Below are 24800 nucleotides of genomic sequence, written 5' to 3'. Positions count from 1 at the left end.
TGCCCCACGCCGTCACTACGGTTGAAGGGGAAAGCTCGTCGAGAGGAACAGGCCATGAACACGAAGACACGCGCCACCTACCGCACGATGTCCGAGGGCACCGCGGAGGACTATGCCCTCATCGACCGCGCGGAGGAAGCGAACAATGCGGGGCTGGTGCCCCGTGTCCTCAGCCTGGTGGAGGCTCTCGCCGACGGTCGACAGGCCTACCCGATCAGCCGACTGGATCATTCCCTGCAGTCGGCCACCCGGGCCGTCGACGACGGACGTTCGGACGGGTACGTCGTCGCGGCGCTGCTGCACGACGTGGGTGACACTTACGCACCGCACGCCCACGGCGCCTTCGCCGCCTCGGTGATCGCGCCCTACGTATCCGAGCGACTGGCCTGGATAGTCAAGGTGCACCCCGAGTTTCAGCAGTACTACTACGCCCCTCACATGGGTGGTGTGCGCGACGCCCGCGAGAAGTACCGCGGGCACCAGTGGTTCGACGACTGCGTGGAGTTCTGCGAGAAGTACGACCAGAACTGTTTCGACGTGGACTTCGAGCACCGTCCACTCGACTTCTTTCGACCTATGGTGGAACGGGTCTTCGCCAGGGAGCCGTGGACTTCTACCGACTGACGCATGGCAAACTCGCCTGCTCGGCGCGTTGGGGTCGGACACGCTGACCGTGAAGCTGCGCGTGTCGTCGGGAAGGCCCGACCAACTCAGGTGTGTTGAGACGTCACCTCCCCCGGCACCCAAGATTCCGCGCGACATTTAGGCACTCGGCCAGCGCCGACCGCCGAAGGCGCTGCGCACCAAAGGAATCTGCCAGCTGCCGCAGGTACCTTTTGGGCAAGCAATGCAGCACGTCCGAAATCCAAGGAGATGAGGCAAATGGCGGCCGGCACCGGACTCACTGCCGACGCAGAGCTCGTCGTGGCCGCCCAGAGCGGAAACGTCTCAGCACTTGGTCAGCTGCTCGCCCGGCACGAGACCAGCATGCGGGCCGTGGCGTTGAGCATCCTGGGCTCGGGTCCCGAGTCACAGGATGCGGTCCAAGACGCCACTCTGGTGGCCCTGCAGCGCATCGGCGACCTGAGACGACCCGAAGCGGCTGCTCCATGGCTGCACGCGATAGTCCGCAACGCCTGCCGCATGCATCTGCGGTCCAGGGTTGCCGTGCCCATGTCGCACGACGAGTCCGTGCTTGCGTCGGTCGACCCGATGGATCCCGCCGCGTTGGTGGAGCGGCACGAGATGCGGGACTGGGTGTGGCACGCCGTCGACGAGCTGTCGCCCGACCTTCGGCTGGTCGTGATCCTGCGGTACTTCACCGACGTCAGTGCGTACGGACAGATCGCGCAACTGTGCGGCGTTCCGATCGGAACGGTCCGCAGCCGGCTCAACCAGGCTCGGGTGAAACTCCACGACGCGCTGATGAGGACGGCGGATCTGTCCCACGACGACGCCGCGACACGGCTCGCCGCGCGGGATGACGCCGAGAACGTCATCGACGCTGCCCAGCGGGGCTCGTTCCTGGCCGAGTTGAGCGCCAGGTGGAGTCCCGCGGTGCACATCACGTGGCCCACGGGCAAGGACACCCACGGGTTCGACTACATCGTCCGAGCCATGGACCGCGACCTGGCCGCCGGCGTCCGCCACCGCATCGCCAACGTCGTCGCCGGTCGTGACGTGGTGATCTGGGAATCCGACCTGATCAATCCGCCGCACGACCCGTTCCACTGCCCACCCGGGGTGGCATGGGCGTTGTTCACCGACGAGGGCCGGGTCAGCCGTGTGCGGCTGTTCCATCCGCGCCCGCGAGCTGAGCTTCGACCGGCAGTGTGACGCACATCGCACGAAAACCTGGGCGCCGGACCGAACCTTTTACCCCCGCTGCGCATCGTGCAGGTAGAGGTCCGCTGATGGAGCGGGCCACAACCCACGGTGAGGTTCACATGCGTGAAGACGAGATCGGTTCGTTGGCCGAGGCGGCCGAGGCCGAGTTCATGTACCGGTACGAGTCGACGGCGTCCCCCGCGACCAAGCGTGCGCTCGGCATTGCGACCGCACGGATCGGAGGCGGCGTGTGTCTGTCGGTGCGCCATGACGTCACCGGATACTGGAGCAAGGCGCTTGGTTTCGGGGTGACCGAACCGGTCACCGAAGAGCTCGTCGAGGAACTCGTCGCCTTCTATCTCGCCGAGAAGGCGACAGGCGCCGTCATCCAGATCGCGCCGGCTCGCCTGCCCGAGGACTGGCCCGAAATCTGTCGCCGTCACGGACTGACCCCGACGTCGCCGTGGATAAAGCTCGTCGGCGCGGCCGACGACGTCCAGATGAGTCACGCCACCGACTTGTCCATCAGGCCCGTCGATGCGTTCGACTATCCGCTGTGGGCGTCGACGGCGCTGCGCGGGTTCGGCATGCCGACGGCCGGTTTGTCGGACATGCTGGCCGAGGCCCTCACCCACCCGGGATTTCGTCCCTTCGCCGCCTGGGACGGCGACGAAATGGTGGCCGCGGCAAACCTGTTCGTACACGGGCCCGTGGGGTCCCTGAACGCCACGGCCACGCTGGACACCCATCGCAATCGCGGTGCGCAGTCGGCGCTGATCGCCGCCCGGGCCAACGAGGCCGCAAACGCGGGTTGCCGCTGGCTGTGTGCCGAGACGGGGAAGCCCGGCGACGGTGAAGTCAACCCGTCGTTGACCAATCTCGTGCGTAGCGGCCTGCGGCCGCTGTACGAGCGGCAGAACTGGATGTGGTCACCCGGTGACTCAACGGAATCCCACGGTTCATAGCCGGTGCATCTCGCGCGCCATGGCCGCACGTTCGACGAAGTCGGCGCGACGGGCGTGCTGCCCTGGCCGGTTGGTGCGCGTCCGAGACCGCCCGTTGCGTCGGCGGCTCAAGGATCGGAACCACCCACGGAGCCGGCCGGGTTCGACATGCACGGAGTCCGAACCATGGCATGGGACAACACTTTCAACATGCGGGGGGCGGGTTCCGACGTACTCGCTCTTCGTCATGCCGACAAGCCTCACGCGCCGGCAGGCCGATTACATGAAGAGCATATGGAGATCGAATGGAGATGTTCTGTTGCACAACACGATTCGAAACAGGCGCATCAGCACGAAGGGAAGCGACGCCGCGACGGCCACGCCCGAAGTCCTCTACGCCAATCCCGTCGGGAAGCCACTTGCCGAGGACGTCGGAGAGCCGCCATGCCAAATCCCCTGAGGGACAACGACGTCACGCACGCCGGCGCATGGCGCTTCGACGACTTCGTCCTCGACACCCGTCGTGCCGAACTTCGGCGTGGAGACGAACGCGTCAGCGTCGAACCGCAGGTCTTCGCAGTGATTGCGAAACTGGTCAGACATCATGACCGCTTCGTCAGCAGGAACGAATTGTTCGATTCCGTTTGGGGTGGACGCTTCGTCGGTCATGCCGCGCTGAGCAGCCGGATCATGGCGGCGCGGCGTGCGCTTGGCGACGACGGCGAGTCGCAACGGTACATCCGCACCGTCCGTGGTCGCGGGTACCTCTTCGTCGGCCGCCTCTCGCCGAGTGCCTGACGCGACGACCCCACCGATCGCCGAACGTGGAGTTATGCATCGGTTTTCGGTGAAATGGCGCCAACAACTCCACACTCGCGACGACTTGATGGTGGATTATCGAGTCACCCGTCGAGTACGTCGACCGTCGCGACGACGAAGTCACTGCGTTCGAACAGTACCGGGGTGCACTCGACACCGGTAATGCGTTGGGCAAGTGCGAATCCCGCTGCACTTAGGTCGGTCGTCGCGATCTCCTCGGGGTCGGCGTCGACGGGAAGGCCCACGCCTCGGACGTGCTCGACGATGGCGTCCGGGTCGCTGCCGGAGCGCTCCGCCGGGAACATCAGGTCGGCGTCGACCAGCAGCCGCCCGTCGTGCCACCAGTGGAAGGTGTGGACGGCGTTGACGTTGCGGAAGTGCGACACCACCGTTCGCCCTGACGACAACGGTCCGACGAGTCGTTCGGTCACCCCGACGTAGCCGTTGACCTCGGCGACCAAGGTCCACGCGTCGTCGAGCGTCGCGACGCCGATCACGGCGCGGGACGGGTCGTAGCCACCGGTCCAGTCGGCGACGGCGTGGTCGTAGAGTGCGTCGGCGCCGCGCACGCGGGTCACGGGATCGGCGTGGAGCGCGTCGACGACGCCGTCGGCGGTGGCGTCGCCGACGAGGGTGACGCAATGGGCCTCCGCCCACGCCGGTCGCCAGGTTCGCCACCACGAATAGTCGTTCATCGTCACCGACACACCGTCTCCCCTCGACGCGGCGATTCTAGTGCGGCCGGTCCGCTGCGCGGTGCCCACAGTCGGCGGTTCGTCGGCCGACTAAACGGTCGATTGCATTGCGGCGACCACCTCTTCGGTGGTGACCACCCCATGGGCGAGAAAGCGGTAGTTGACCAGAGCGGCCTGATAGCCGTCACCCCACTCGGGGTGACGCGGTCCCGCAACCGCGTCGCGGACCACGTAGACCTCGAAACCCTGCTCGAGCAGATCGCGTAGGTGCGATTCGACGCACATGTTCGCGAGCATGCCACCCAGCAGCACCTTGTTGATTCGGCGTTTGCGCAATTGCAACACCAAATCGTTTGTCTGCGAACCGAATACCTTGTGCGGGCTGACGACGATCGTGTTCGGATCCTCGATGTAGGGCTTGAACTCCTCGAGCCAGTCTGCCCCCGAGCCCGAGAAGCCGTCCAGGTTCAGGGGGCCCGGCCGGTCGAAGGTGCCGGTGCTCAATTCGTCGGCTTCCAATGCGCCGTTGAACAGCCAGCGATGATCGGTCGGATAGAAGTAGTGCGGTGAGATGAACATGCCGAACGACGCGGCCTTTGCCGCCTTGAAGATGGCGAGCATGTGCGCGACGGTGTCGTTCTCGGTGACGCTGGCGCCCGTCGCTCCCCAGTTGACGCCGGTGGGGCTCAGGACGTCGTTCTGCGGGTCGATGAAGACGACGGCGGTGTCGGCTTGAATCCAGTTCATCGGGGTGACTCTTTCCGCTCGAGGGTTGTCACGCTTGATGATGCCGCTGCCGGCGACCGCTGTCGTCAGTGTTCGCCACCATTGCGTACCCCCGCTGACGCCCGGCCGCGTATGCCTGCTGACGGTAATGCGCCGGACGCCGGACGCCGCATACGTTCTCGACGGGCGGGTCGACGACGACCTACGTAGACAATCGCGCACAGGAGCGGCGGCTCCGATGGAGGCAAGAATGACGATCTCGGTAGGCATCGTTGGCGTCGGCGACATGGGGTCGGAGCTGGTCCCGCATCTCGTCGCCGACGGGTACGCGGTCACGGCGTTCGACGTGGACCCGGCCCGATTGGACGCTGCGGTGGCCTCGGGAGCGCAACGCGCGGTGTCGCCGTACGACGCCGCCACCCGCGCGGAGGTCCTCTTGAGTCTGGTCATGTCCCAGGACATTCCGGCAGCGCACTTCGGCGACCAAGGCATCCTCGCTGGCCTGCGGCCTGGGGCCGTGCTCGTCGTCGGGTCGACGACCACGCCGGACATGATGGAGGCCGTGCACCGTCACGCCGATCCCGCGGTGGCGGTCGTGGACGCACCGATCGTGGGTGGGGTCCGCTACGCCAGGGAGAAGTCGTTGACCTTTCTGGTCGGGGGCGTGCCTGCGGCAGTGGACCGCGCCGAAGCGGTGCTCACGTCCTTGGGCAAGGTCGAGAAGGTCGGACCGGCTGGTTCGGGCGTCGCCTACAAGCTCATCACCAACTCCTTCGTCATGGCAGCCGAGGTGGGCCTGCGGGAAGCACTCGACCTGACCGACGTCCTCGGCGGGGACTACGAGACGGCCCTGCGCCTCTTCCGGCTGGGGCCCATGGCAGCCGTCGTCACACGCGCGCTGGACGAATCCAATCCGCGACCGCTGCGTGCGTCGGCGGAGGACTTCGACACGCTGCTGGCGGCGGTGGGCGACCCGTCGTTGCTTCCGATTTCGGCCGCGGGACGGAGCCGGCTGTGGAACGCAATCACCGTCGACCCGACCCATGAACCGATGTTCGTCGAACTGACCCGCAAGACGACGGCGCTGCCGCCTTTCCGCGGGTGATTCTTACCAAAGATCCCCTTCGCGCCAATCACAAATCAGCGGAACACCTTTCGAGAACCCGGTCAGTTCACTCGACGGCGTCGCGAACAGCAAGATTCGGTCCGCGGGGTCGTAGGTGTCGACCAATCCCTCCGGCGTGTCGGCCCGAGTAGGCCCCTCCCACGGCGCCCAGCCGCGGGCGGCATAGAACGGGACAGCGCTCTTCACGGCGTTGAGAGCCCCGAGGACATGCCGCTCGCGGACGACGGACTCGGCGTAATCCATCACCAGACGACCAAGGCCACGGCCCTGATGGCCCTCGCGCACGGCGACCGCTTCGACGTACCCGGTATCGAAGTTACGGCCGTCATGGCGCAGGGTGCGGGTGACCACCGACGCGTGCGCCAGCAGGACGCCGCCGTCGCTGATCTCCACGTGCACCCCGTCGACGCCGTGCAGCCAGTCGTGCGGACGGAAACCGTCACCGAACGCCGAGCGGACCAACGCCTCGGCAGTGTCCAACTGGCCCTGGCTCAGCTCACCCGATTCGGCGACGCGCACCTTCGTCACGGACCCAGAATGCCAGCCGGGCGGGGCTTGCCCGCGACGGCACGCCAGAGGGTGATGATGTAGTCGACGAACGATCCGACGTCGGAGGGGAGCTCAGGTGGGTCGACGAGGAAGGTGGGCACTCGTCGTCCTGTGCGGACTGATCGTCGCCGCCGTCGCCTGGACGTTCGCGCCGCCGACGCCGCCCGCCACTCCGACGGCGTCGGGCCCCCGGACCTGCCCGGTGGCAACCCTCCCGCCCCAGGTCCCCGACACCCTTCGGGCGATCCACTCGAACGGCCCCTTCACCTTTCCGCACGACGACGGGGCGGTGTTCGGCAACCGCGAGGGTCACCTGCCCGACCAGGCACGGGGCTACTACCGGGAGTACACGGTGGTCACACCGGGTGCGCACAACCGGGCGACGCGGCGCATCGTCACCGGCGGATCACCGGCTACCGATCCGCGCGAGTACTTCTACACCGCCGATCACTACGACTCCTTCTGCCTGATCACCGACGTAGGCGGGCAACCGTGACGCGAACCATCCGAATCGACGGACGAAACATCAAGACCCCCAAGGACTTCTACCGAGAAATAGGTCGAGCAGTCAACGGTCCCGGCGGATACTTCGGAAACAACCTCGACGCCCTGGCCGACTGTCTGCGTGGCGGATTCGGCACGCCTGCGGATGAGCCCTACGAGTTCGACTGGCAGCACAGCGACCTGTCCCGCCGGCATCTGCGCGACGAGAATCGCGGACGGGCGAAGTTCGTCGACGCGGTACGGGACGTGTTCGACGACGCCGGAGTGCCGCTGCACCTGAGGTGAGCGACCGTCGCGAAACGCCCCTTCTGTAGCGTGGCCACCGTGAATTCAACTCGCGGGTCCCGTTCCGTCGCGTTCGTGGCATGTGCCACGCCGCTCGTCATGATGCTCGCCGCGTGCGGCTCCGACGCCGACGCTGAACCCGGTTCGTCCACCTCTGCCGCGAGCACCTCGTCGGCGGTCGCCGCACCCGCCGCGGCGTCGTGCCCGTCGGCCGCCCCCGCCGCCGGTGGCACCCCCGAGTGGACGCTGCCAGGCGCGACCGGCACCGTCGCGGTCACCGGGTCGACGGACTCGGCTGCACCAGAAGTCACGGTGACCGGGCCGTTCAGCGTCACCGCCACCCAGGTGCACACCCTTCAGGCCGGCTCCGGCCCCGTCGTCCCCGACACGGCGACGGTCTCGGTCTGCTACATGGGCGTCAACGGTCGCGACGGAAGCGTGTTCGACAGCAGCTACCAGCGTGGCGAGCCTGCCGAGTTCCCACTCGACGGCGTCGTCCCCGGCTTCCAGAAGGCCATCGCGGGCCAGAACGTCGGGTCCACCGTCGCGGTGGCCATGGACCCGGCCGACGGTTACCCCGAGGGCCAGCCGAGCGCCGGCATCCAGAAGGGCGACTCGCTCGTCTTCGCGATCAAGATCCTCGGCATCACGGGCTGAGCGCGCGGCGGAACTCGCTGGGGTTGACGCCGCGGACCCGTTTGAACGCCACACTGAAACCAAACGGGTCCGAGTACCCCACCTCGCGGGCGACGTCGGCAATGGTGGCCTTCTCCCGCTCGACCAGCAGGTCGGCCGCGAGCGTCATGCGCCACCTGGTGAGGTAGGTCAGCGGAGGTTCGCCGACCAGGTCGGCGAACCTCTTGGCCAACGTCGACCGCGACACATTCGCCCCCTCGGCCAGTGAGGCGATCGTCCACGGCGCCGCCGGGTCGGCGTGCAGCAGGCGCAAGGCGTCACCGACGACCGAATCGCGCTGCGCGGCCCACCACGCCGGAGGTTCGCCATCCGGCCGGTCGAACCACTCGCGCAGCGTGCACACCAACATCCAGTCGAGCAACCGGTCCAGCACCACCTGCTGACCCGGGACGTCGAGGGCCACCTCCGCCGCGAGGTGGTCGAGCACCGGGTCGCCGGTGCCCCCGGCATCCACGCGGAGGATCACCGGCAGGGCGTCCAGGAGTGGGCGGCTGATCTCGCCGCGGACCGGATAGGCGCCCACGATGAGGGTGGTCCCACCCGTGCCCTCGTCGACGTCGCTCCAGCCGAGCCGATGCCGGGTGCCACCCTGGTCGGGTGTCGCGCAATCCTCGCCGCAGACGATCGGCTCGGCCGCGGTTCCCACCTCGTCGACGAAGGTGAACGTCGTCGGGCCCCGCACGACGATCGTGTCGTAGGGGCCGAGCGGCTCGGGCGGACAGCCGTCGGCGACGATCCACCCGGATCCGCCGAGCACGGTGCACAAGGTGAGCGGCGCACCGTCGACGAAGTGCAGCGCCCACGGTGGCGACAGAGTCGAACTGCCGAACAACGAGCCGTTGGCCCGCACCCCGCGAATCAGGTCGTCGAACACACTCACGACAGCCACGTTAGACGATTGCACATGCAAATCGGCCGATCACCCATGGATTCGTCCGACGTGCCTGCGTTGAATGAACATCATGAGCGTTGACAACACCCTGGTCCTCGGCGCCACCGGCAAGACCGGCCGACGCGTCGCCGCCCGCTTGCGCCTCGCTGACACCCCCGTCCGAACCGCCTCGCGCTCCAGCCAAATCCGGTTCGACTGGACCGAACCCGACACCTGGGACGCCGCGCTTCGAGGAATCACCGCCGCCTATCTGATCGCCCCCGGCCAGGTGGGGACGGCACACGACTTCGTCGCCGCGGCCGAGGCGGCCGGAGTGCGGAGGCTGGTGCTGCTGTCGGGTCGCGGGGCCGACACCTGGGGTGACTCCCGGTTCGGGCAGGACATGCGCTCCGCCGAGGACGCGGTCCGCGGCGGAACGCTGGAGTGGACCATCCTGCGGGCGTCCAACTTTCAGCAAAACTTCGACGAGGACGTCTTCCACGCGCCGCTGGTCGCCGGAGAACTGGCGCTTCCCGCCGGCGAAGTGCCCGAACCGTTCGTCGACGTCGAGGACGTCGCCGCCGTGGCCGCCGCGGTCCTTTCCCAGCCCGGCGACCATGCCGGCCGGACCTACGAACTGACCGGACCGCGCGGGCTCACCTTCGGCGAAGCGGTCGAGCAGATCTCCCGAGCGTCGGGATTGCCCATCACCTACAAGCAGGTGTCGACGGCGGAGTACGTCGCCGCCGCGGTCGAGCAGGGCTTGAGCGAGCAGGAGGCCCGCTCCGTCGCCGACATGTTCGAGCTCATGGCAGGCGGGCTGATCGCCGCCACGACCGACGACGTCGCCGCCGTACTGGGCCGGCAGCCTCGCAGCTTCGAGGACTACGTCGTGCGGACCGCCGCGACGGGGGCGTGGCAACGATGAGCGACGGCACCACCTCGCTGACCGAGGACGACTTGCAGTTCTTGCGACGACCGCTGTTCGGATTCCTGACGGTCGCCACGGGCCCGCAGCCACCGCAACCCCGGCCCGTCTGGTTCGAGGCGACCGACCACGGCACGGTCGAATTGTTCACCGGCCCGGACACCGCCAAGGTACGGCGCCTGCGCCGCGACCCCCGCGCCTCGCTCGTCGTCGCCGCGCCGGTCGGCGAACGCGAGCGTTGGGTGGCGATCGCCGGTCCCACCGAGGTGGTGGCCGACGGTGCCCACGAGCTGGCCACGCGACTGGCCGCCCGCTACTGGGACCTCGGCGACCCAGCCAGGGCCGACGACCTGGCCGACATCCTGGCCGACGACCAGGTGCGGCTGATCATCCGTGCGGAGACGGTCAACCGCTACACGATGGATTGAGTTGCGCCTCACGCGAACTGGTGAGGTCGGTGTACGTTGTCGATTGACCCAGCCGTCTGCCCTCTTGAGGACCCGACATCATGAGCCCGAACGTACCCGGCGGAGTGGTGCACGAACTGCCCGCCGATCTGCGCAGCGCACTGGTCGCGAACGACACGGCTCTGCTTGCGTGGCAGGACATCACGCCGCTGGCACGCAACGAGTTCATCTGCTGGGTCGAGGACGCCAAGCAGGACAAGACCAGGGAGCGTCGCATCCGGCGCACGCAGGAGGAGCTCGAGGAGGGCAAGCGCCGTCCGTGTTGCTGGCCAGGATGCAAGCACCGCACGACCACCAAGCGACCCCCAGCTCCGTAAAACCGTTGGCGCCAGCGGTACTCGATCCGCGACGCTTGGGTGATGGACGTCGACGACTTCGCCGAAAACGGCTACGTCAAGATCGAGGCGGCGGCGCCGCGCGAGGTCGCCGAGGCGGCACAGCGGGAGCTGTGGACCCGGATTCCCATGTCGCCAGACCAGCCGGAGACGTGGACCGAGCCGGTGGTGTGGGCCGCCGATCTGCGCGGTGACGGTCCGTTCGGCGTCCTTACCCGCAGCCGCAAACTGGCCGACACCCTCGACGCGATCTGCGGGGTTGGTGGCTGGCTGCCGCGCGGATCGTTGGGCAACGTACCCATCCGGTTCCCGGTGCGCCCCGTCGTCGACGACCGCGGGTGGCACGTCGACCTCAACACTCCACTGCCAGACGGCACGTGGGCGGTCAGCGGTCGCCCCCACACGGTGTTGCTGTTGACCATCCTGTCCGAGGTGGGTCCCGACAACGCACCCACCCGGATTCGGGCCGGGTCGCACCGCGACGCCGCCGCGGTCCTCGGCGAACAGTCGGTCGACGCCTTCGCGTGCGGTCCGCTGGTCGCCGACGCCAGTACCCATCGAGAGGTCGTCGTCGCGACGGGCCGACCCGGCGACATGTACGTGGTGCACCCGTTGACCGTGCACGCCGCGGACGAACATCGCGGTCACACACCACGATTCATGGCGCAGGCGCCGGTACTACTCACCGAGCCGCTGACCCCGTTCACGCAGTTGCCGCTCGGATCGGCGTGGCGACGCTGAGGAGCTAACCCGGCGGGGCAGGGACGATCGTCGGTGGCGCCGCCGGATCGGCCGGCGCCGGCGGCGGAGCGTCGAATCCGGGGGGCGGCGGACCGTTCAGCGGGTAGTAGCCGGGCGGCAGCGCCGGTCCACCGGAGTTCGGGGCCGCCGCCACGGGAGCCGTCTCGGACTCGGGGAACTGCAACGACTTGAATCCCGGCGGAAGCGGCGGTGGCGGACCTGCCCCTGGTGGGGGCGGCGCGCCCACTGGCATGCCGTCCGGCGAATCACCGACGCCATAGGGGTCCTTCGCCTGGTTCCAGGCATCCCTGATGAAGCCCAGGGGTCCCGATCCCGATCCGTACTGCTGGTTGGCGACCTGGGGCACCACCGGTGCTCCGACGGGCGGCGGTGCAGGCGGGGCGTCACCGCCCGCGACGACCTGCTGGTCAGGCGCCGGCGCGGCGGGAGCTCCCGGCACCGGCGTGAACGGCACCTCTGGATCGGCGGCGGCCTGGCCCGCCATGCTCAGCGCACCGCCGGCGAGGAACACCCCCGCACAGGCGATCTTCGCGGCGTTCACGGCCGTGGTGCGACGTCGTTCAGTCATGTAACCGGGTGTCCTCTCTGCTGACGCCCGGCCATCGTCCCATATATCCACCCCGCACGACCCGACATCGCCGCCGAGGCCGGCTCATCCTTGGCCCGCGCGCCACTTGTCCAGGAGTCGCCGATCCCGCTTGGTCGGACGCCCGGCGCCCCGATCACGCAGGGCCACCGGGATGGCCACCGTCGGAGGCGGCTTTGGCGTGTGGTCGAGGAAGCAGGTGACGGCGTCGGCAGCCCCCACGCGCTTCTGGATGACGCGCACCACCTCGACGATGCGCGTCGTATCTCCCACCCGAGCCTGCACCCGATCACCGGGCACGACCGTCGTCGATGGTTTGGCCGGTCGGTCGTTGATGCGGACGTGCCCTCCGCGGCAGGCTGCGGCGGCGTCTGGCCGGGTCTTCGTCAGCCGGACCGCCCACAACCAGCGGTCCACCCGGGCCGACTCGATCGCAGCCGTCACGGCGTGCCACCGGTGTGGTGCCGGTGAGTCAACCAGTCGCGCTGTCGCCGCACGAATCCAGCATCCACCATCGCGCCGTGGCCTGGCACGTACACCGCGTCCTCGCCGCCCAGTTCCAGCAGTCGGTCCAAGGTGCGCGGCCACGACGCCAGGTCGGACTCGGCCGTGATCGAGGGGTCGCCCGACTCCTCGACGAGGTCACCGCAGAAGACGACGGAGGGCCGGCCATGGACGACGACGACCAGGTCGTGATCGGTGTGACCGAGGCCCAGGTGCCTGACCTGTACCACTCGGCCGCCGAGGTCCAGGTCGGCGTCGATCAGCTGGTGGTCCGGCGCCCGGACGGCGGCGACGGCGCGATCCAGCTCCACCGGGTCGGCGCCGTAGCCGAGCGCGTGCGCGCGAACGCCGGCGAGCCCGGTCGTCAAGGCCGCCGATACCGCGGGCGGGCCGAAGAGCTCGGCGTCGGGGAAGCCGGCCGAACCAAGGATGTGGTCGAAGTGGTCGTGGGTCATCACCAGGTGCGTGACCGCTCCCGCGCCGAGGGTCTCGACGTCGGCCGCGACCGCCGCCGCCTCGACCAACGTCGTCCCGCAGTCGACCAGAAGCGTGGCAGTGCTCCCCCGCACCAACCCCACGGTGACGTCGAGGAACGGCAACCGGCACCGGTACACGCCCTCGGCAGGCGTCTCCCAGGCGTAGGACAGCGGTTCAGGCACCGAGCACCCGTCCGGTGAAACAGCTGCGGTACTCGCTCGGCGTCGTCCGCAGCGCACGGACGAAGTGGTGGCGGAACGTGACGGGCGAGTCGAACCCGACCCGCGCCGCGATCTGTTCGATCGACAGGTCCGAGGACTCCAGCAGCGCCAGACTCGCCTGGATGCGCTGGGTGATCAGCCATTTGATGGGCGTGGTCCCCGTTGCCTTGGCGAAGCGACGCAGATAGCTGCGCCGCGACAGCGACGACCGCGCCGCCAGCTGGTCGAGCGTGATGGGTGCGTCCAAATTGGCCAGGGCCCAAGCCATTCCGCCGGCGATCTGGCCGTCGGTGGTCGGTTCGGGAATCGGCGACTCGATGTATTGCGCCTGGCCGCCGGCCCGGTGCGGCGCGATCACCAGTCGTCGCGCCACGTCGTTGGCGACGTGGGCGCCATGGTCGGAGCGCACGATGTGGAGGCACAGGTCGAGGCCGGCCGCGCATCCCGCACTGGTGAGGACGTTGCCGCCGTCGACGTAGAGCGGGGTCGGGTCGACGTCGACTTCGGGGAAGCGTTCCTGCATGAGGTCGACGTAGATCCAGTGGGTGGTGGCCGTCCGGCCGTCGAGCACACCGGCCTCGGCGAGCGCGAAGGCGCCGGAGCAGATGGATACCAGGCGCGAATTACGTTGGTGGGCAGCGCGAATCGCCTCGACGAGCGCCTGCGAGGCGGGCTTCGTGGTGTCTCCGACGCTGGGGATGACGACCGTGTCGGCGGCCGCCAGGTCGGCGAGTCCGTACGACGTCCGCACCGTGGCGCCGCCCAACATCCGGACCTCCGGCTTCTCGGAGCACAGCTTGACCGAATACCAGGGCGTGGGGATGCCCGCAGAGAACGCCGCGGACAGATCGTGCATCCCGAAGATCTCCGCCGCCAGGCCCGACTCGAAACCCGACATCCCGTCGTAGGCGAGAACGGCCACCGAATGCATGTCACTATCTTAGCGGATAACGGCCTTAGTGCCACTGGGCAATGCCGAGCGCGGCGGCAATGGTGGAAACATGTTCTACAAGAGAGTGTCTCGCCCCCAGAAGATCCGCCGTACCCGAGCGTTCCGGCTGATGGCCGACATGGCGGCCGGCATCCACGCCGCCAACGGTCTCGCCCACGGCGTGCAGCCGTCGGCGAACTCCCGTGCGCGCTACCCGAACAAGCCCGAGTAGGCGTTGAGCGCGGGCTGGCCACCCAAGTGTGCGTAGAGCACGTTGGACTCCTTCGGAATCGTGCCGTCGCGCACCATGTCGACCAGACCGGCCATCGACTTCCCCTCGTAGACGGGGTCGACGATCATGCCCTCGAGACTGCCGGAGAGCCTGATGGCGTCCATCGTCGACTGGACGGGAACGCCGTAGAGGTCGCCTGCCCAGCCTTCGAGGACGGTGATCTCGTCGTCGCGCAGATCGCGTCCGAGGCCGATGAGGTCGGCGGTGCGCCGGGCGATGCGGGCGACCTGAGCCCGGGTCTTCTCCAGCGTCGCGGAGGCGTCGATGCCGAGGACGGTTCGCGGCCGATCCTGACCGGCGAAGCCGGCGATCATTCCGGCATGGGTAGACCCCGTCACCGTGCAGACGACGATCGTGTCGAAGAAGACGCCGAGTTCGGCTTCCTGACGCTGAACCTCGTAGGCCCAGTTGGCGAAGCCGAGACCGCCCAGCGGATGCTCCGACGCGCCAGCGGGGATCGGATACGGCTTGCCGCCGGCCTCCGTGACCTCGCGCAGGGCGTCCTCCCACGAGGAGCGGATGCCGATGTCGAACCCCGACGGGTCCAGTCGTACGTCGGCTCCCATGATGCGGGACAGCAGGATGTTGCCTACGGTCTCGTCCAACCGCGTCTCGTTCCACGCGCCGGGCCAGTCGACCCACTTCTCTTGCACCAGGCGGGCTTTCAGGCCCAACTTCGCGGCCACGGCGGCGACCTGACGGGTGTGGTTGCTCTGATAGCCGCCGATGGAGACCAACGTGTCGGCGCCAGAGGCGAGCACGTCGGGAACGATGTACTCGAGCTTGCGAGTCTTGTTGCCGCCGTAAGCCAAACCCGAGTTGCAATCCTCCCTCTTGGCCCAGATTCGTGCGCCGCCAAGGTGGGCGGTCAGCCGGTCGAGCGGGTGGATCGGGCTCGGCCCGAACGTGAGCGGATACCTCTCGAAGTCCTCGATGGACATTCCTGCTCCTCTGGCTCGTCGCGGATTGCGAAACGCAATATATCGCATAACCCTCAGCGAGCGTCAGCCCCGTGCCGAGCCGGGTCTCAGCACAACGGGGCTGGCGCCGCCGTCACAGCCTTGCGAAGCAGGGATCGGCGTCGTCCTGGGGAATCGACGCGTTGCGCGTGGAGAACGTCCCGACCACTCCGGTCGGGGTCACCTCGACACTGTCGGCGTGAATCCCAAGCGGGTACTGGGCGTTCAGCTTCGCGGTCAGCCCGTCGAGCGCCGTTTGCACGGTGTCCCTGCCAAGCGGACCCGTGACGTCGACGACCTCCAAGGCGAGGTCGCCGTCGTTCACCACCGGTTTGGCCGTCACGGTGATGTCGCCCGCCTCGAGGTTGAGCGTCCCCGCCGCCGGATCGGTGGTCACCCCGGTGACGAGGCTGCCGACGCCAGGCAGGTTCGCGGCCACCGTGTCCTTGATGCCCGCCGCCGTCCAGGTCAACGTGGCATCGAGGGATCCGATGGTCCCCTTGGAATCCGCCGTGCCGAGCAGCCGGACGTCGGACACCGACACGTCGGCCTTCATACCCTTGGCGTCCTGCACGTTGTCGCCGTCGGTGACCACCGAGATGTTGGTGTAGTGCCCGGTGACGTGCTGCCACAGGAACGGCGGATTGACGCCGAACGACACGCTGGCACCGTCCCTCACGACGCACTCGGCGACCTCGACCAGCAGCGCGTCGACGCGATGCCGCGCATACAGCTCGCCACCGGCGAGCCCGCCGACGAGGACCGCGACGACGATGACCGCGAGCAATGCGAGCGACAGCGGATCGCGCAGCCACGAAAGCCGAGCCTTCTTGGGCGCCGGTGGCGGGGTGTCCTGAGAACCGAGGTGCGGCCGCTCCAGCGGCCGCGGTGCAACTCGCATCCGCTCCGTCGGCACGGCGTCGGCGGGCGGCGCAGGGGGCGGCGGACGAAGCCGTTCGGTGGGCGCCGCGTCGGCGGGGCGTTGCGGCGCTCGGAATCGTTGGGTCGGCGGCTCGGGTCGCGGGGGGCCCGGATTGCGGCGAGGCGGCACGTCCCGGCGAGCGGGTTCACCGCGCTCGCCCGGTCGCCTGGGACCCTGCGGCGGTGTCGTCACGCCTTCGATTCTGCCCTAGCCGTCCGCGGGGTCAGCCTCGTTGCTCCAGCGAGATCACGCTGATGTCCGGTGGCGCGCCGACTCGCACCGGCGGACCCCAGAACCCGGCTCCCCTTGTCACGTACAGCTGGGTGTCGCCGACGGCGGACAACCCCGCCAGCGACGGCTGCACCGCGCGGACGGCGTAGTGGAACGGCCACATCTGGCCACCGTGGGTGTGCCCGGACAGTTGCAAGTCCACGCCGTGTTGGGCGGCCGTGGCCACCTGCACCGGTTGGTGAGCCAGGAGAACGGTCGGCCGGGCCGGGTCCCGCCCGCTCAGCGCCTTGTCGAAGTCGGGCGGGTCCGACCGGGACGCACCCGCGACGTCGTTGACTCCGGCGAGGTCGAACGCCGCGCCACCGCGCCGAATCACCGTGTTCTCGTTGCGCAGCGGCTGCACCCCAAGCCGCTCGAGCTCGGTCAGCCACGAGGCCGTGTCGTCGACGAAGTACTCGTGGTTTCCGGTGACGAAGAACGTGCCCTCGCGAGAGTGCAAGTCGCGCAGCGGTTCCGCCGCTGAGCCCAGCTCGGCCACCGTGCCGTCAACCAGGTCGCCGACGATCGCCACCAGATCCGGCGAGGTCTCGTTGATCATCCTGACAATGCGTTCGGTGTGCGCTCGGCCCGCGAGCGGCCCCAGGTGGATGTCGGACACCACGGCGATCCGAAAGCCGCTCAACCCCTGGTCGAGTCGGCGCAATCGCACCGGGACGTGCACGACGTTCGGCGGCCCCAGCGCCGTCGCGGCACCGACCCCGACCACGCCGACCGAGACGGCGCCCGCCGCCGCCGCACTGGCCCGGGCCAGGAACAGCCGCCGGTTCACCGTGTCCGGCTCGGGAGCGTCCGGCTCTGGCGCCGTCGGCACCTCCCCCGCCGGGCGCCGCCGGATCCGTCGTCGCAGTATCCAGCGAACGGGCTCCAGCACGAGCAGCACCAAGAACAGGTACGCGACGAGCGCGAACCACAGGTAGCCGGGCCAGGCTATCTCCGCGGGAACGACCCCACGGAGGCCCAACGTCGCCATCAGCAGGACGGCCAGGGCCACGACGAGGCCCGACAGGATCCAGCGGACCCGACCGGGGCGGGTGGTGTCCTTGACCAACCTCGCCCAGACGAAGAAGTGCATCGACGCGAGAACCGCGCCGAGGACGACGAGGAACATCAGGCGAACGTCATGGTCAGCGGACCCGCACGCTCAGACAGGTCACGCAGCCCTCCAGCTTTTCGTACTCCGAGACGTCCACGCGTTCCAGTCGATAGCCGCGGTCGGTGAGCAGCGCGGCGGTCTCCGGCGCGGCGGAGCTCATCAGCAGCAGGTCGTCGTCGAGGACGACCACGTGCGCACCGGGTTCCTCCGCGACGGCGAGGAACGACTCGAAGATGCCTGGGTCGTCCACGACGGGCTCGTACCCGATGATCGTGCCGTCCGGGAGCGCGGTGACCGCGCTCTTGAGGTGTAGCGCCTTGGTCAGCGGCACCGCGGTCACGGTGTATCCCCGCGGAGTCAGGATGCGGGCCAACTGGTCGATCGCCGAGGCGCTGGTGGTGCCGCTGAGACCGACGTACACCTGGGAACCCACCTTGAGGACGTCACCACCGTCGAGGGTTCCCTCGGTGATCGAGGTCGACTCGAGGCCCAGGTCGTCGAGGGTTCGCCGCACCGCCGTCGTCTCCGGGTTGCGCGTTGGCTGACGCGGATTGGTCACCACCGCAAGGTCTCCGAACATCACCACGACGTCCTCGACGAAGACGCAGTCGGGCATGGCGTCGTCGCCGGCGATCACCACGGTCGGCCAACCGCTGCGGTGCAGTGCCGCCACGTAACCGTCCCATTGACGCTTCGCCAACTCGAGGTCGACGGGATGGCGTTCGATGAAGGTGACGATGCCCTCGGCCAGGGTGTCCGCTGGTCGACGGACGAGTGCGAAGGGGCGCTCAGGCATCCCGACATCGTAGGTGAGCGGCGCGCTGATCAGATTCCGTGTGACAGCATCGCGAGGGTGCCGTCGCTCCCTCCTGTGAGAATCACGCTCGCCTTCATGATTGCCGCGTTCGCGGCCATGGGGTTCGCCCTGTCCCCCTCGGCGGTGGCGGCGACCGCCCCGCATTGGTCGGGTCTGAACGCCACGCATTACGACGGGCCGATCCCTCCGCCAGGCGGATTGATCGACACCGTCCCGCTGGATCCGGCCCTCTCGGTCACCGGGGCAGGGGCGGCGTACCGAATCCTGTATTCGACACTCAACCAGCACGGCCAGCCTGCGGTCAGTACCGCCGCGGTCTTCCTGCCCAAGCGGCCGGCACCCGAGGGTGGTTGGCCAGTCGTGGCGTGGGCGCACGGCACTGTCGGGTTGGGTGATGACTGCACCCCGTCGGCGCAGCCACGCAGCGCCAGGGACGACGAGTACTTGTCGCACTGGCTGGATCAGGGCTACGCGATCGTCGCCAGTGATTACGTCGGACTCGGCACACCGGGGCTGATGAGCTATCTCAACAGCATGGCCACCGCTCACGCCGTCGTCGACTCGGTGCTCGCCCTTCATCACATGGACCTGCCGCTGTCACCGGAGTGGGCCATCATCGGCCAGTCCCAAGGCGGCGGCGCGGCGGTGAACAGCGCCCGCTGGGCCACCGAGTTCAGCGCAGGCTCCGGGTTGGACTACCGCGGCGTAGTCGCCACTGGCACCCCGGCCAACATCGAGGCCGTCATCAAGCTCGGTGGACCGGACTTGGCGCTGCCTGCACAACTGGGACCCGCCGCCAACAGTTACACCGCCTACATCCTGGCCGGATTCCGCGAGGCCAACCCCGACATCGACGTCGACTCAGTCCTGTCCCCCGTAGGACTCGATGCCGTGGCCAAGGCCGAAACCACCTGCAAACCTCAGCTCGACACGGAACTGGCCGGCATGACTCCCACGACGTTCTTCAGTCGGCCGCTGGCTGCGCTGCCCGGTGTCGACGCAGCGCTGGACGCCTACATGGGCACAGCTGTCACAGGGTACGACCGTCCAATATTCCTCGGCGCGGGTCTGTTGGACACCGATGTGCCCGCCAAGTCGTCGCTGGTGCTCTACGACCAGCTCACGACCAACAACCAGGACGTCACCCTGAAGATCTATCCCGACGAGGACCACAGCGGCACTGTGTTGGCGTCGACGCCCGACACCACCCCATTCCTTCGGCACTTGTTCGAGAGCCACGATTGATCACCGCCTGTTGACCACCCGCACCAACAACCCTGCACGCGCGAACGAGGGGCCGGGTTCCCACACGGGCACCGCACGTGAAGCGGACAGGCTAAGCTAACGCGAGTCGGGCTAACCGTTTGGAGCAAAATGATCAACGTCAGACGCGGAATCTGGGTTTTCGGCTGTGCCGCCGCGTTCGTTGCTGCGCCCCTGGTTGCCGCCTCCCCGGCAGTGGCCAAGGACTGCCCGTTCGGCACCGTGCCAACCCGGTTCGAGGGAGTCTGCTCCCCGGGCCAGGCGGGCGGCTTCGGCGCTCCGGGTGTCGTCGTCCCGCCACAGGCGTCCGCCACCGGCCCGATCGTGGACCCCAACTTCAACGGGTACGGATCGGTGCAGGGCATCCCGTGCACCCCCGAGAACTACGGCAAGTGCATCGCGCTTCAGAAGAGCCTCGGCGGCGGATAGTCGCCCGGCCGTCGGCGCCGCAAAGCGGATGCTGACGGTGCTCACAGCTGGTACTTAACATGGCTAACTACCGTGACGGGTGTGTTGCTAGGCGGAACATTCCGCCCAGCGCCGAACCCGGAAGGACCGAATGTCGATGAAGTCCACGAAGATCGTCGCCGGAATTGCCATGGCCGGCGGACTCGCCGCCGCCGCCCTGGGAGTCAGCACCGGCGTGGCCAATGCCGCACCCGCCCCGGGCGGACCCGTACCCGCCCGCTGGGGCCCGCCTCCCCCACCCGCACCGTGGGGCCCGCCACCGCCGCCGGCCTGGGGTCCCGGTCCCGTCGGCTGGGGCCCGCCACCACCTCCGCCCTACCAGGGCGGACCCATCCCCGGCGGCTGGAACGGTGGTTGGGAACCCAACGGCGGCATCTGCATCGGGCCGTTCTGCGTGTAGCGTCCGCGCACCCTTCGAATCGCCCTGACGCAAAGCAGTGACGTCGCGCGGTCCGGTCGCCAAACTCGTGCCAGTGACCCGACCGATCCGTTTCAACGCGTTCGACATGAACTGCGTCGCCCACCAGTCACCCGGCCTCTGGCGGCACCCGCAGGACAGGTCCTCGCAGTACAAGGACCTGTCCTACTGGGCCGACCTCGCCCGACTCCTCGAGCGAGGTCGGTTCGACGGGCTGTTCATCGCCGACGTCCTCGGCACCTACGACGTCTACGGCGCCAGCGACGAGGCCGCGATCCGGCAGGCCGCCCAGGTTCCGGTCAACGACCCGCTGCTGCTGGTGTCCGCGATGGCATTGGTCACCGAGCACCTCGGCTTCGGCATCACCACCGGAACGGGGTTCGAGCACCCGTATCCGTTCGCCAGGCGCGTGTCCACGCTCGACCACCTCACCAAGGGCCGGGTCGGCTGGAACGTCGTCACCGGCTACCTTCCCTCGGCGGCCCGCAACATGGGCCAGACCGACCAACCGGCCCACGACGCCCGCTACGACCACGCCGACGAGTACCTGGAAGTCCTCTACAAGCTGTGGGAAGGGTCCTGGGAGGACGACGCCGTCATCCGCGACCGCGAACGCGGTGTCTTCACCGATCCCGACAAGGTGCACCACATCGGCCATGCCGGAACGCATTTCACCGTGCCGGGAATCCACCTCTCCGAGCCGTCCCCGCAGCGGACACCCGTCATGTTCCAGGCCGGAGCCTCACCGCGTGGGGTCCGGTTCGCCGCCGAGAACGCCGAGGCCATCTTCACCGCGGCCCCGACGAAGGAGATCCTTCGCGAGACGGTGACGACGATTCGCCGGGAGCTGGAGCTGGCGGGCCGAGATCCCTACGCGGCGAAGATCTTCAACCTGTCCACGGTCATCACCGCCGAGACCGACGAGGAAGCCCGGGCCAAGCACGCCGAGTACCTCTCCTACGGCGACCCCGAGGGCGCCCTGGTGTTCATGTCCGGCTGGATGGGCGTCGACCTGGCCGGCTACGGGCTCGACGAGCCAATCGGCAACGTCGACTCCAACGCCATCCTCTCGGCGGTCAAGGCCTTCCAGTCCGCCGATCCGGACGGCGGTGAATGGGCGGTCCGCGACATCGCCAACTGGGGCAAGATCGGCGGCATCGGCCCGCTGATCGTCGGCTCGGGTGAACGCGTCGCCGACGTCTTGCAGGAGTGGGTCGCCGAAACCGACGTCGACGGCTTCAACCTGGCCTACGCCATCACGCCGGGCACCTTCGCCGACTTCGTCGACCACGTGGTGCCGGTGTTGACCGCGCGTGGCGCCTACCAATCGGAGTACGCGCCGGGCACGTTGCGCAACAAGCTGTTTGGCCGGGGCGACCGCCTCCCCGACGAACATCGCGGATCCCGGTACCGGGTGGGCGGGCCGTCGTCGACGACAATCGAACGACCCTCCACCAAGCCCTCATCATCGTCGTCGACGGCCTCGCAGCCGACGGCCAGCCGCTAGGAGTCTCGCCATGCCCGTCAAGCTTCACTGGTTCCTGCCCACCTATGGCGACAGCCGACTGATCGTCGGCGGCGGTCACGGCACCCCGGCCGGATCGGCACACAGCGACCGCGACGCCTCGATCGACTACCTCGGCTCGATCGTTCGCGCCGCGGAGTCGTTCGGGTTCACCGGTGCGCTCATCCCCACCGGCGCGTGGTGTGAGGACGCCTTCATCACCGCCGCCCTGCTGGCCAGGGAGACCACGTCGCTGGCCTTCCTCGTCGCGTTCCGCCCCGGCCTCGTCAGCCCCACCCTCTCGGCTCAGATGGCGGCAACGTTCGCCAGACACGCCCCGGGTCGTCTGCTCCTCAACGTCGTCGTCGGCGGGGAAGCCCACGAGCAACGGTCGTTCGGGGACTACCTCGACAAGGACGCGCGCTACGAGCGATGCGACGAGTTCCTCGACGTGGTGCGGCGGCTGTGGGCAGGCGAGACCGTGACCCTGGACGGCAAGCACATCCAGGTGGAGGACGCCGCGCTGGCGCTGCCGCCAAACCCGGTGCCGCCGCTGTACTTTGGCGGTAGCTCGAAGGCCGCCGGCCCGGTGGCCGCCAAGCACGCCGACGTCTACCTGACCTGGGGCGAGCCGCCGGAAGCGGTCCGCGACAAGATCGAGTGGATCCGCAAGGAGGCCGCCGACGAGGGCCGCACGGTGCGCTTCGGCATTCGGTTGCACACCATCTCGCGTGACACCGCCGACGAAGCGTGGGCGCAGGCAGGCAAATTCGTCGACGCGCTCGACGAGGAGACGGTGCGCAACGCCCAGGCCGGGCTGAGCCGCAGCCAGTCCGAGGGACAGAAGCGCATGCTCGCCCTGCACGAAGCCAACCGTGCCGACGGGTCCTGGAACGACGCCCGCAGCCTGGAGATCGCACCCAACCTGTGGGCGGGCGTGGGCCTTGTCCGCGGCGGGGCGGGTACCGCTCTGGTGGGTAGTCACACCGACGTCGCCGACCGGATCGCCGAATACGCCGAAATTGGCATCGACGAGTTCATCTTCTCCGGTTATCCGCACCTCGAGGAGCTGTACTGGTTCGGCGAGGGCGTCGTCCCTGTGCTGCGTGAGCGCGGGTTTTTCGACGCCGGTCGGATCGATGCGACTCCCACCTCGGTCCCCTTCCTTGGCACCGCGCGGTGACCGCACCGGCCGCGACGGAGGTCGTCACGACCGCCGCCGACGCGGTGGCGTTGGCGCGTCGCCTCTCTGTCGAGTTCGGCGCCGACGCCAGTGCCCGCGACTCCGAACGCGCCCTGCCGCACGACCAGGTCCGGGCGCTCAAGGAATCCGGATTGCTGGCCCTGACGGTGCCAGAAGAGTTCGGCGGGGTGGACGCCCCCTTCGAGGTGGTGTCCGAGGTGTTTCGGTCGGTCGCCGAGGCGGACCCGTCACTGGCGCAAATTCCCCACTCGCACTTCACCTTTCTCGAAGCCGTGCGGCTGAAGGGGACGCCATCGCAACAGTCGTTCTTCTACGGCGTCGTCCGTGGCGGCGGACTGCTCGCCAACGCCCAATCCGAACGCGGTCCGCACCCGATCGACGTCGATTCCACCACGCTCACCAAAGCCGAGTCCGGTGACTACGTGCTCGCCGGTCGCAAGTTCTACTCAACGGGAGCGCTCTTCGCCGACTGGGTGATCGTCAGGGCGTCCGTCGCGGACGGCTCCGGCGACGCGCCGACGTCCAGCACGCCCAAGGCACTGGCCTTCGTGCCACGCGATGCTCCAGGCCTGCAGATCGTCGACGACTGGGACGGCATGGGCCAGCGGACCACCGCGTCGGGCACCGTCACCCTGGACGACGTACGGGTACCCGAGGAGCACGTCGTCCCCTTCTCCCCCATCTTCGCCGAGCCGACCACCTACGGCGCCCAGGCCCAGTTGCTGCACGCCGCCATCGACGTCGGGATCGCCACGGGCGCACTCGAAGAAGGCGTACGGAACGCCACGAAGGCCCGCCCGCACTTCGAGGCTCGGGTCGACTCGACCGTCGACGACCCCACCGTCGTCGCACTCGCCGGGGAGTTGGTGGTCACCGTGCGTGGCGCGCAGGCGTTGCTCGCCGAGGCGGCCCGTCAGGTCGACACGGCGCGGGCCAACCCGACCGCGGACGCGACGGCGGCCGCGTCGATCGCCGTCGCGGTCGCCAAGGTCGCCGCGGTGCGCGCGTCACTCGAGGCGTCGGCTGCCCTGTTCGAACTGGGCGGCACCCGCAGCGCCTCGGCGAGCGGGAACCTGTCGCGCTACTGGCGCGACGCCCGTACCCACACCCTGCACGATCCGGTGCGGTGGAAGATCCAGCACATCGGCCGCCATGCCCTCTCGGGGACCCGGCCGCCGCGACACGGACAGATCTAGGCCCAGGCGCCGTCGAGATACTGCGCCCGACACGCCCTTCGGGCCAACTTCCCACTGGTGGTGCGTGGAATTGCCCCGGCGGGAAGGACTTTCACGTCGTGGACGGTCAAGTCGTGGCGG

General features: G+C 68.6%; 31 protein-coding genes and 2 pseudogenes. 19 read left to right on the top strand and 14 right to left on the bottom strand.

Going from position 1 to position 24800, the window contains the following annotated elements:
* Positions 1-54: 54 nt before the first annotated feature.
* Positions 55-624, top strand: a complete 570-nt coding sequence (locus B1790_RS18350) for an HD domain-containing protein (RefSeq protein ID WP_079924699.1) — start codon at positions 55-57, stop codon at positions 622-624.
* 54 nt (positions 625-678) lie between these two features.
* Here the strand turns inward: B1790_RS18350 and B1790_RS18345 are convergent.
* Positions 679-762: pseudogene (locus tag B1790_RS18345) on the bottom strand (hypothetical protein); the annotation flags it as partial.
* A gap of 120 nt (positions 763-882) precedes the next feature.
* On the opposite strand from B1790_RS18345, the gene B1790_RS18340 reads away from it, so the two are divergent.
* The 3 genes and pseudogenes from B1790_RS18340 to B1790_RS18330 all read left to right on the top strand — a co-directional run.
* The gene (locus B1790_RS18340; RefSeq protein WP_198952039.1) at positions 883-1836 is read left to right on the top strand and encodes an RNA polymerase sigma factor; all 954 of its coding nucleotides are present in this window, start codon (positions 883-885) and stop codon (positions 1834-1836) included.
* Between the two features lie 110 nt (positions 1837-1946).
* Complete coding sequence (locus B1790_RS18335; protein ID WP_142271379.1) at positions 1947-2792, top strand: GNAT family N-acetyltransferase; 846 nt, start codon at positions 1947-1949, stop codon at positions 2790-2792.
* Positions 2793-3215: 423 nt separating this feature from the next.
* A pseudogene (locus B1790_RS18330) lies at positions 3216-3557 on the top strand (transcriptional regulator); the annotation flags it as partial.
* A gap of 116 nt (positions 3558-3673) precedes the next feature.
* Here B1790_RS18330 and B1790_RS18325 read toward each other — a convergent pair.
* Complete coding sequence (locus B1790_RS18325; protein ID WP_233165196.1) at positions 3674-4285, bottom strand: DUF6461 domain-containing protein; 612 nt, start codon at positions 4283-4285, stop codon at positions 3674-3676.
* Between the two features lie 90 nt (positions 4286-4375).
* On the bottom strand, positions 4376-5032 hold the full coding sequence (locus tag B1790_RS18320; protein ID WP_079924694.1) for a cysteine hydrolase: 657 nt from the start codon (positions 5030-5032) through the stop codon (positions 4376-4378).
* Positions 5033-5261: 229 nt separating this feature from the next.
* On the opposite strand from B1790_RS18320, the gene B1790_RS18315 reads away from it, so the two are divergent.
* Positions 5262-6116: an NAD(P)-dependent oxidoreductase gene (locus B1790_RS18315; RefSeq protein ID WP_158083834.1), complete on the top strand. Its 855-nt coding sequence runs from the start codon at positions 5262-5264 to the stop codon at positions 6114-6116.
* A gap of 3 nt (positions 6117-6119) precedes the next feature.
* Here B1790_RS18315 and B1790_RS18310 read toward each other — a convergent pair whose 3' ends face one another.
* Positions 6120-6665, bottom strand: coding sequence for a GNAT family N-acetyltransferase (locus B1790_RS18310; protein ID WP_158083833.1), 546 nt, complete (start codon positions 6663-6665; stop codon positions 6120-6122).
* Between the two features lie 97 nt (positions 6666-6762).
* Between B1790_RS18310 and B1790_RS18305 the strand changes: the two genes are divergently transcribed.
* From B1790_RS18305 to B1790_RS18295, 3 genes are read left to right on the top strand one after another with little or no spacing between them, the layout of a single operon-like run.
* On the top strand, positions 6763-7182 hold the full coding sequence (locus B1790_RS18305; RefSeq protein WP_233165187.1) for a ribonuclease domain-containing protein: 420 nt from the start codon (positions 6763-6765) through the stop codon (positions 7180-7182).
* Positions 7179-7475 carry a barstar family protein gene (locus B1790_RS18300; protein WP_079924691.1) on the top strand — a complete coding sequence of 99 codons (297 nt, stop codon included), beginning with the start codon at positions 7179-7181 and terminating at the stop codon, positions 7473-7475. Before B1790_RS18305 ends, B1790_RS18300 begins: the two co-directional genes overlap by 4 nt.
* 39 nt (positions 7476-7514) lie before the next feature.
* Positions 7515-8132, top strand: coding sequence for an FKBP-type peptidyl-prolyl cis-trans isomerase (locus B1790_RS18295; protein WP_369832372.1), 618 nt, complete (start codon positions 7515-7517; stop codon positions 8130-8132).
* Here B1790_RS18295 and B1790_RS18290 read toward each other — a convergent pair.
* Entirely contained in the window at positions 8122-9051 is a 930-nt protein-coding gene (locus tag B1790_RS18290; protein WP_079924689.1) for an AraC family transcriptional regulator, read from the bottom strand. The two genes, B1790_RS18295 and B1790_RS18290, sit on opposite strands and share 11 nt — an antisense overlap.
* A gap of 82 nt (positions 9052-9133) precedes the next feature.
* Here B1790_RS18290 and B1790_RS18285 point away from each other — a divergent pair, with 82 nt between their 5' ends.
* The 4 genes from B1790_RS18285 (at position 9134) to B1790_RS18270 (ending at position 11513) form a co-directional block, all read left to right on the top strand.
* Complete coding sequence (locus tag B1790_RS18285) at positions 9134-9970, top strand: NAD(P)H-binding protein (RefSeq protein WP_079924791.1); 837 nt, start codon at positions 9134-9136, stop codon at positions 9968-9970.
* Positions 9967-10398 carry a pyridoxamine 5'-phosphate oxidase family protein gene (locus B1790_RS18280; protein WP_079924688.1) on the top strand — a complete coding sequence of 144 codons (432 nt, stop codon included), beginning with the start codon at positions 9967-9969 and terminating at the stop codon, positions 10396-10398. The genes B1790_RS18285 and B1790_RS18280 overlap by 4 nt, the downstream gene beginning before the upstream one ends.
* Before the next feature lie 80 nt (positions 10399-10478).
* Positions 10479-10754 (top strand): YdeI/OmpD-associated family protein, encoded by a 276-nt coding sequence (locus B1790_RS18275; RefSeq protein WP_369832371.1) that lies wholly within the window; start codon positions 10479-10481, stop codon positions 10752-10754.
* 39 nt (positions 10755-10793) lie between these two features.
* A complete protein-coding gene (locus B1790_RS18270) occupies positions 10794-11513 on the top strand; it encodes a phytanoyl-CoA dioxygenase family protein (protein ID WP_142271376.1) in 720 nt (239 codons plus the stop codon).
* A 4-nt stretch (positions 11514-11517) separates the two neighbouring features.
* Here B1790_RS18270 and B1790_RS18265 read toward each other — a convergent pair whose 3' ends face one another.
* The 4 genes from B1790_RS18265 to B1790_RS18250 all read right to left on the bottom strand — a co-directional run bounded on the left by B1790_RS18265 (position 11518) and on the right by B1790_RS18250 (position 14253).
* The gene (locus B1790_RS18265) at positions 11518-12102 is read right to left on the bottom strand and encodes a hypothetical protein (RefSeq protein ID WP_079924685.1); all 585 of its coding nucleotides are present in this window, start codon (positions 12100-12102) and stop codon (positions 11518-11520) included.
* An 84-nt stretch (positions 12103-12186) separates the two neighbouring features.
* On the bottom strand, positions 12187-12552 hold the full coding sequence (locus B1790_RS18260) for an RNA-binding S4 domain-containing protein (protein WP_079924790.1): 366 nt from the start codon (positions 12550-12552) through the stop codon (positions 12187-12189).
* Positions 12553-12560: 8 nt separating this feature from the next.
* Entirely contained in the window at positions 12561-13271 is a 711-nt protein-coding gene (locus B1790_RS18255; protein WP_079924789.1) for an MBL fold metallo-hydrolase, read from the bottom strand.
* Between the two features lie 4 nt (positions 13272-13275).
* Positions 13276-14253: a GlxA family transcriptional regulator gene (locus B1790_RS18250; protein WP_079924684.1), complete on the bottom strand. Its 978-nt coding sequence runs from the start codon at positions 14251-14253 to the stop codon at positions 13276-13278.
* Between the two features lie 70 nt (positions 14254-14323).
* Between B1790_RS18250 and B1790_RS34710 the strand changes: the two genes are divergently transcribed.
* Positions 14324-14485 carry a hypothetical protein gene (locus B1790_RS34710; protein WP_158083832.1) on the top strand — a complete coding sequence of 54 codons (162 nt, stop codon included), beginning with the start codon at positions 14324-14326 and terminating at the stop codon, positions 14483-14485.
* Here the strand turns inward: B1790_RS34710 and B1790_RS18240 are convergent.
* The 4 genes from B1790_RS18240 to ddaH all read right to left on the bottom strand — a co-directional run bounded on the left by B1790_RS18240 (position 14464) and on the right by ddaH (position 18606).
* Positions 14464-15486 carry a 1-aminocyclopropane-1-carboxylate deaminase gene (locus tag B1790_RS18240; protein ID WP_079924682.1) on the bottom strand — a complete coding sequence of 341 codons (1023 nt, stop codon included), beginning with the start codon at positions 15484-15486 and terminating at the stop codon, positions 14464-14466. The genes B1790_RS34710 and B1790_RS18240 overlap by 22 nt on opposite strands.
* Before the next feature lie 112 nt (positions 15487-15598).
* Entirely contained in the window at positions 15599-16618 is a 1020-nt protein-coding gene (locus B1790_RS18235; RefSeq protein WP_233165185.1) for a DUF2993 domain-containing protein, read from the bottom strand.
* Between the two features lie 31 nt (positions 16619-16649).
* Positions 16650-17825, bottom strand: a complete 1176-nt coding sequence (locus B1790_RS18230; protein ID WP_079924681.1) for a metallophosphoesterase — start codon at positions 17823-17825, stop codon at positions 16650-16652.
* A 16-nt stretch (positions 17826-17841) separates the two neighbouring features.
* Positions 17842-18606 carry a dimethylargininase gene (gene ddaH, locus B1790_RS18225; RefSeq protein ID WP_198952038.1) on the bottom strand — a complete coding sequence of 255 codons (765 nt, stop codon included), beginning with the start codon at positions 18604-18606 and terminating at the stop codon, positions 17842-17844.
* Positions 18607-18702: 96 nt separating this feature from the next.
* Between ddaH and B1790_RS18220 the strand changes: the two genes are divergently transcribed.
* From B1790_RS18220 to B1790_RS18195, 6 genes are all read left to right on the top strand, one after another.
* Positions 18703-19872, top strand: a complete 1170-nt coding sequence (locus B1790_RS18220; protein WP_079924786.1) for a S9 family peptidase — start codon at positions 18703-18705, stop codon at positions 19870-19872.
* 129 nt (positions 19873-20001) lie between these two features.
* Positions 20002-20319: a hypothetical protein gene (locus tag B1790_RS18215; RefSeq protein ID WP_079924680.1), complete on the top strand. Its 318-nt coding sequence runs from the start codon at positions 20002-20004 to the stop codon at positions 20317-20319.
* Between the two features lie 136 nt (positions 20320-20455).
* Positions 20456-20758, top strand: a complete 303-nt coding sequence (locus tag B1790_RS18210) for a hypothetical protein (RefSeq protein ID WP_142271374.1) — start codon at positions 20456-20458, stop codon at positions 20756-20758.
* A 73-nt stretch (positions 20759-20831) separates the two neighbouring features.
* Complete coding sequence (locus B1790_RS18205; protein WP_079924785.1) at positions 20832-22283, top strand: LLM class flavin-dependent oxidoreductase; 1452 nt, start codon at positions 20832-20834, stop codon at positions 22281-22283.
* Positions 22284-22293: 10 nt separating this feature from the next.
* On the top strand, positions 22294-23463 hold the full coding sequence (locus tag B1790_RS18200; RefSeq protein WP_079924679.1) for an LLM class flavin-dependent oxidoreductase: 1170 nt from the start codon (positions 22294-22296) through the stop codon (positions 23461-23463).
* Complete coding sequence (locus B1790_RS18195; protein ID WP_079924678.1) at positions 23460-24680, top strand: SfnB family sulfur acquisition oxidoreductase; 1221 nt, start codon at positions 23460-23462, stop codon at positions 24678-24680. Before B1790_RS18200 ends, B1790_RS18195 begins: the two co-directional genes overlap by 4 nt.
* Here the strand turns inward: B1790_RS18195 and B1790_RS35345 are convergent.
* Positions 24677-24800 (bottom strand): hypothetical protein (locus B1790_RS35345; protein ID WP_233165195.1); only part of this gene is annotated, 124 nt, incomplete at its 5' end. The two genes, B1790_RS18195 and B1790_RS35345, sit on opposite strands and share 4 nt — an antisense overlap.

The sequence above is a fragment of the Mycobacterium sp. AT1 genome, assembly GCF_002043095.1.
In the GTDB taxonomy this organism is placed as follows: domain Bacteria; phylum Actinomycetota; class Actinomycetes; order Mycobacteriales; family Mycobacteriaceae; genus Mycobacterium.
The sequence above is the reverse complement of the archived record's forward strand: the minus strand, read 5'-3'. Positions and strand labels throughout refer to the sequence as shown.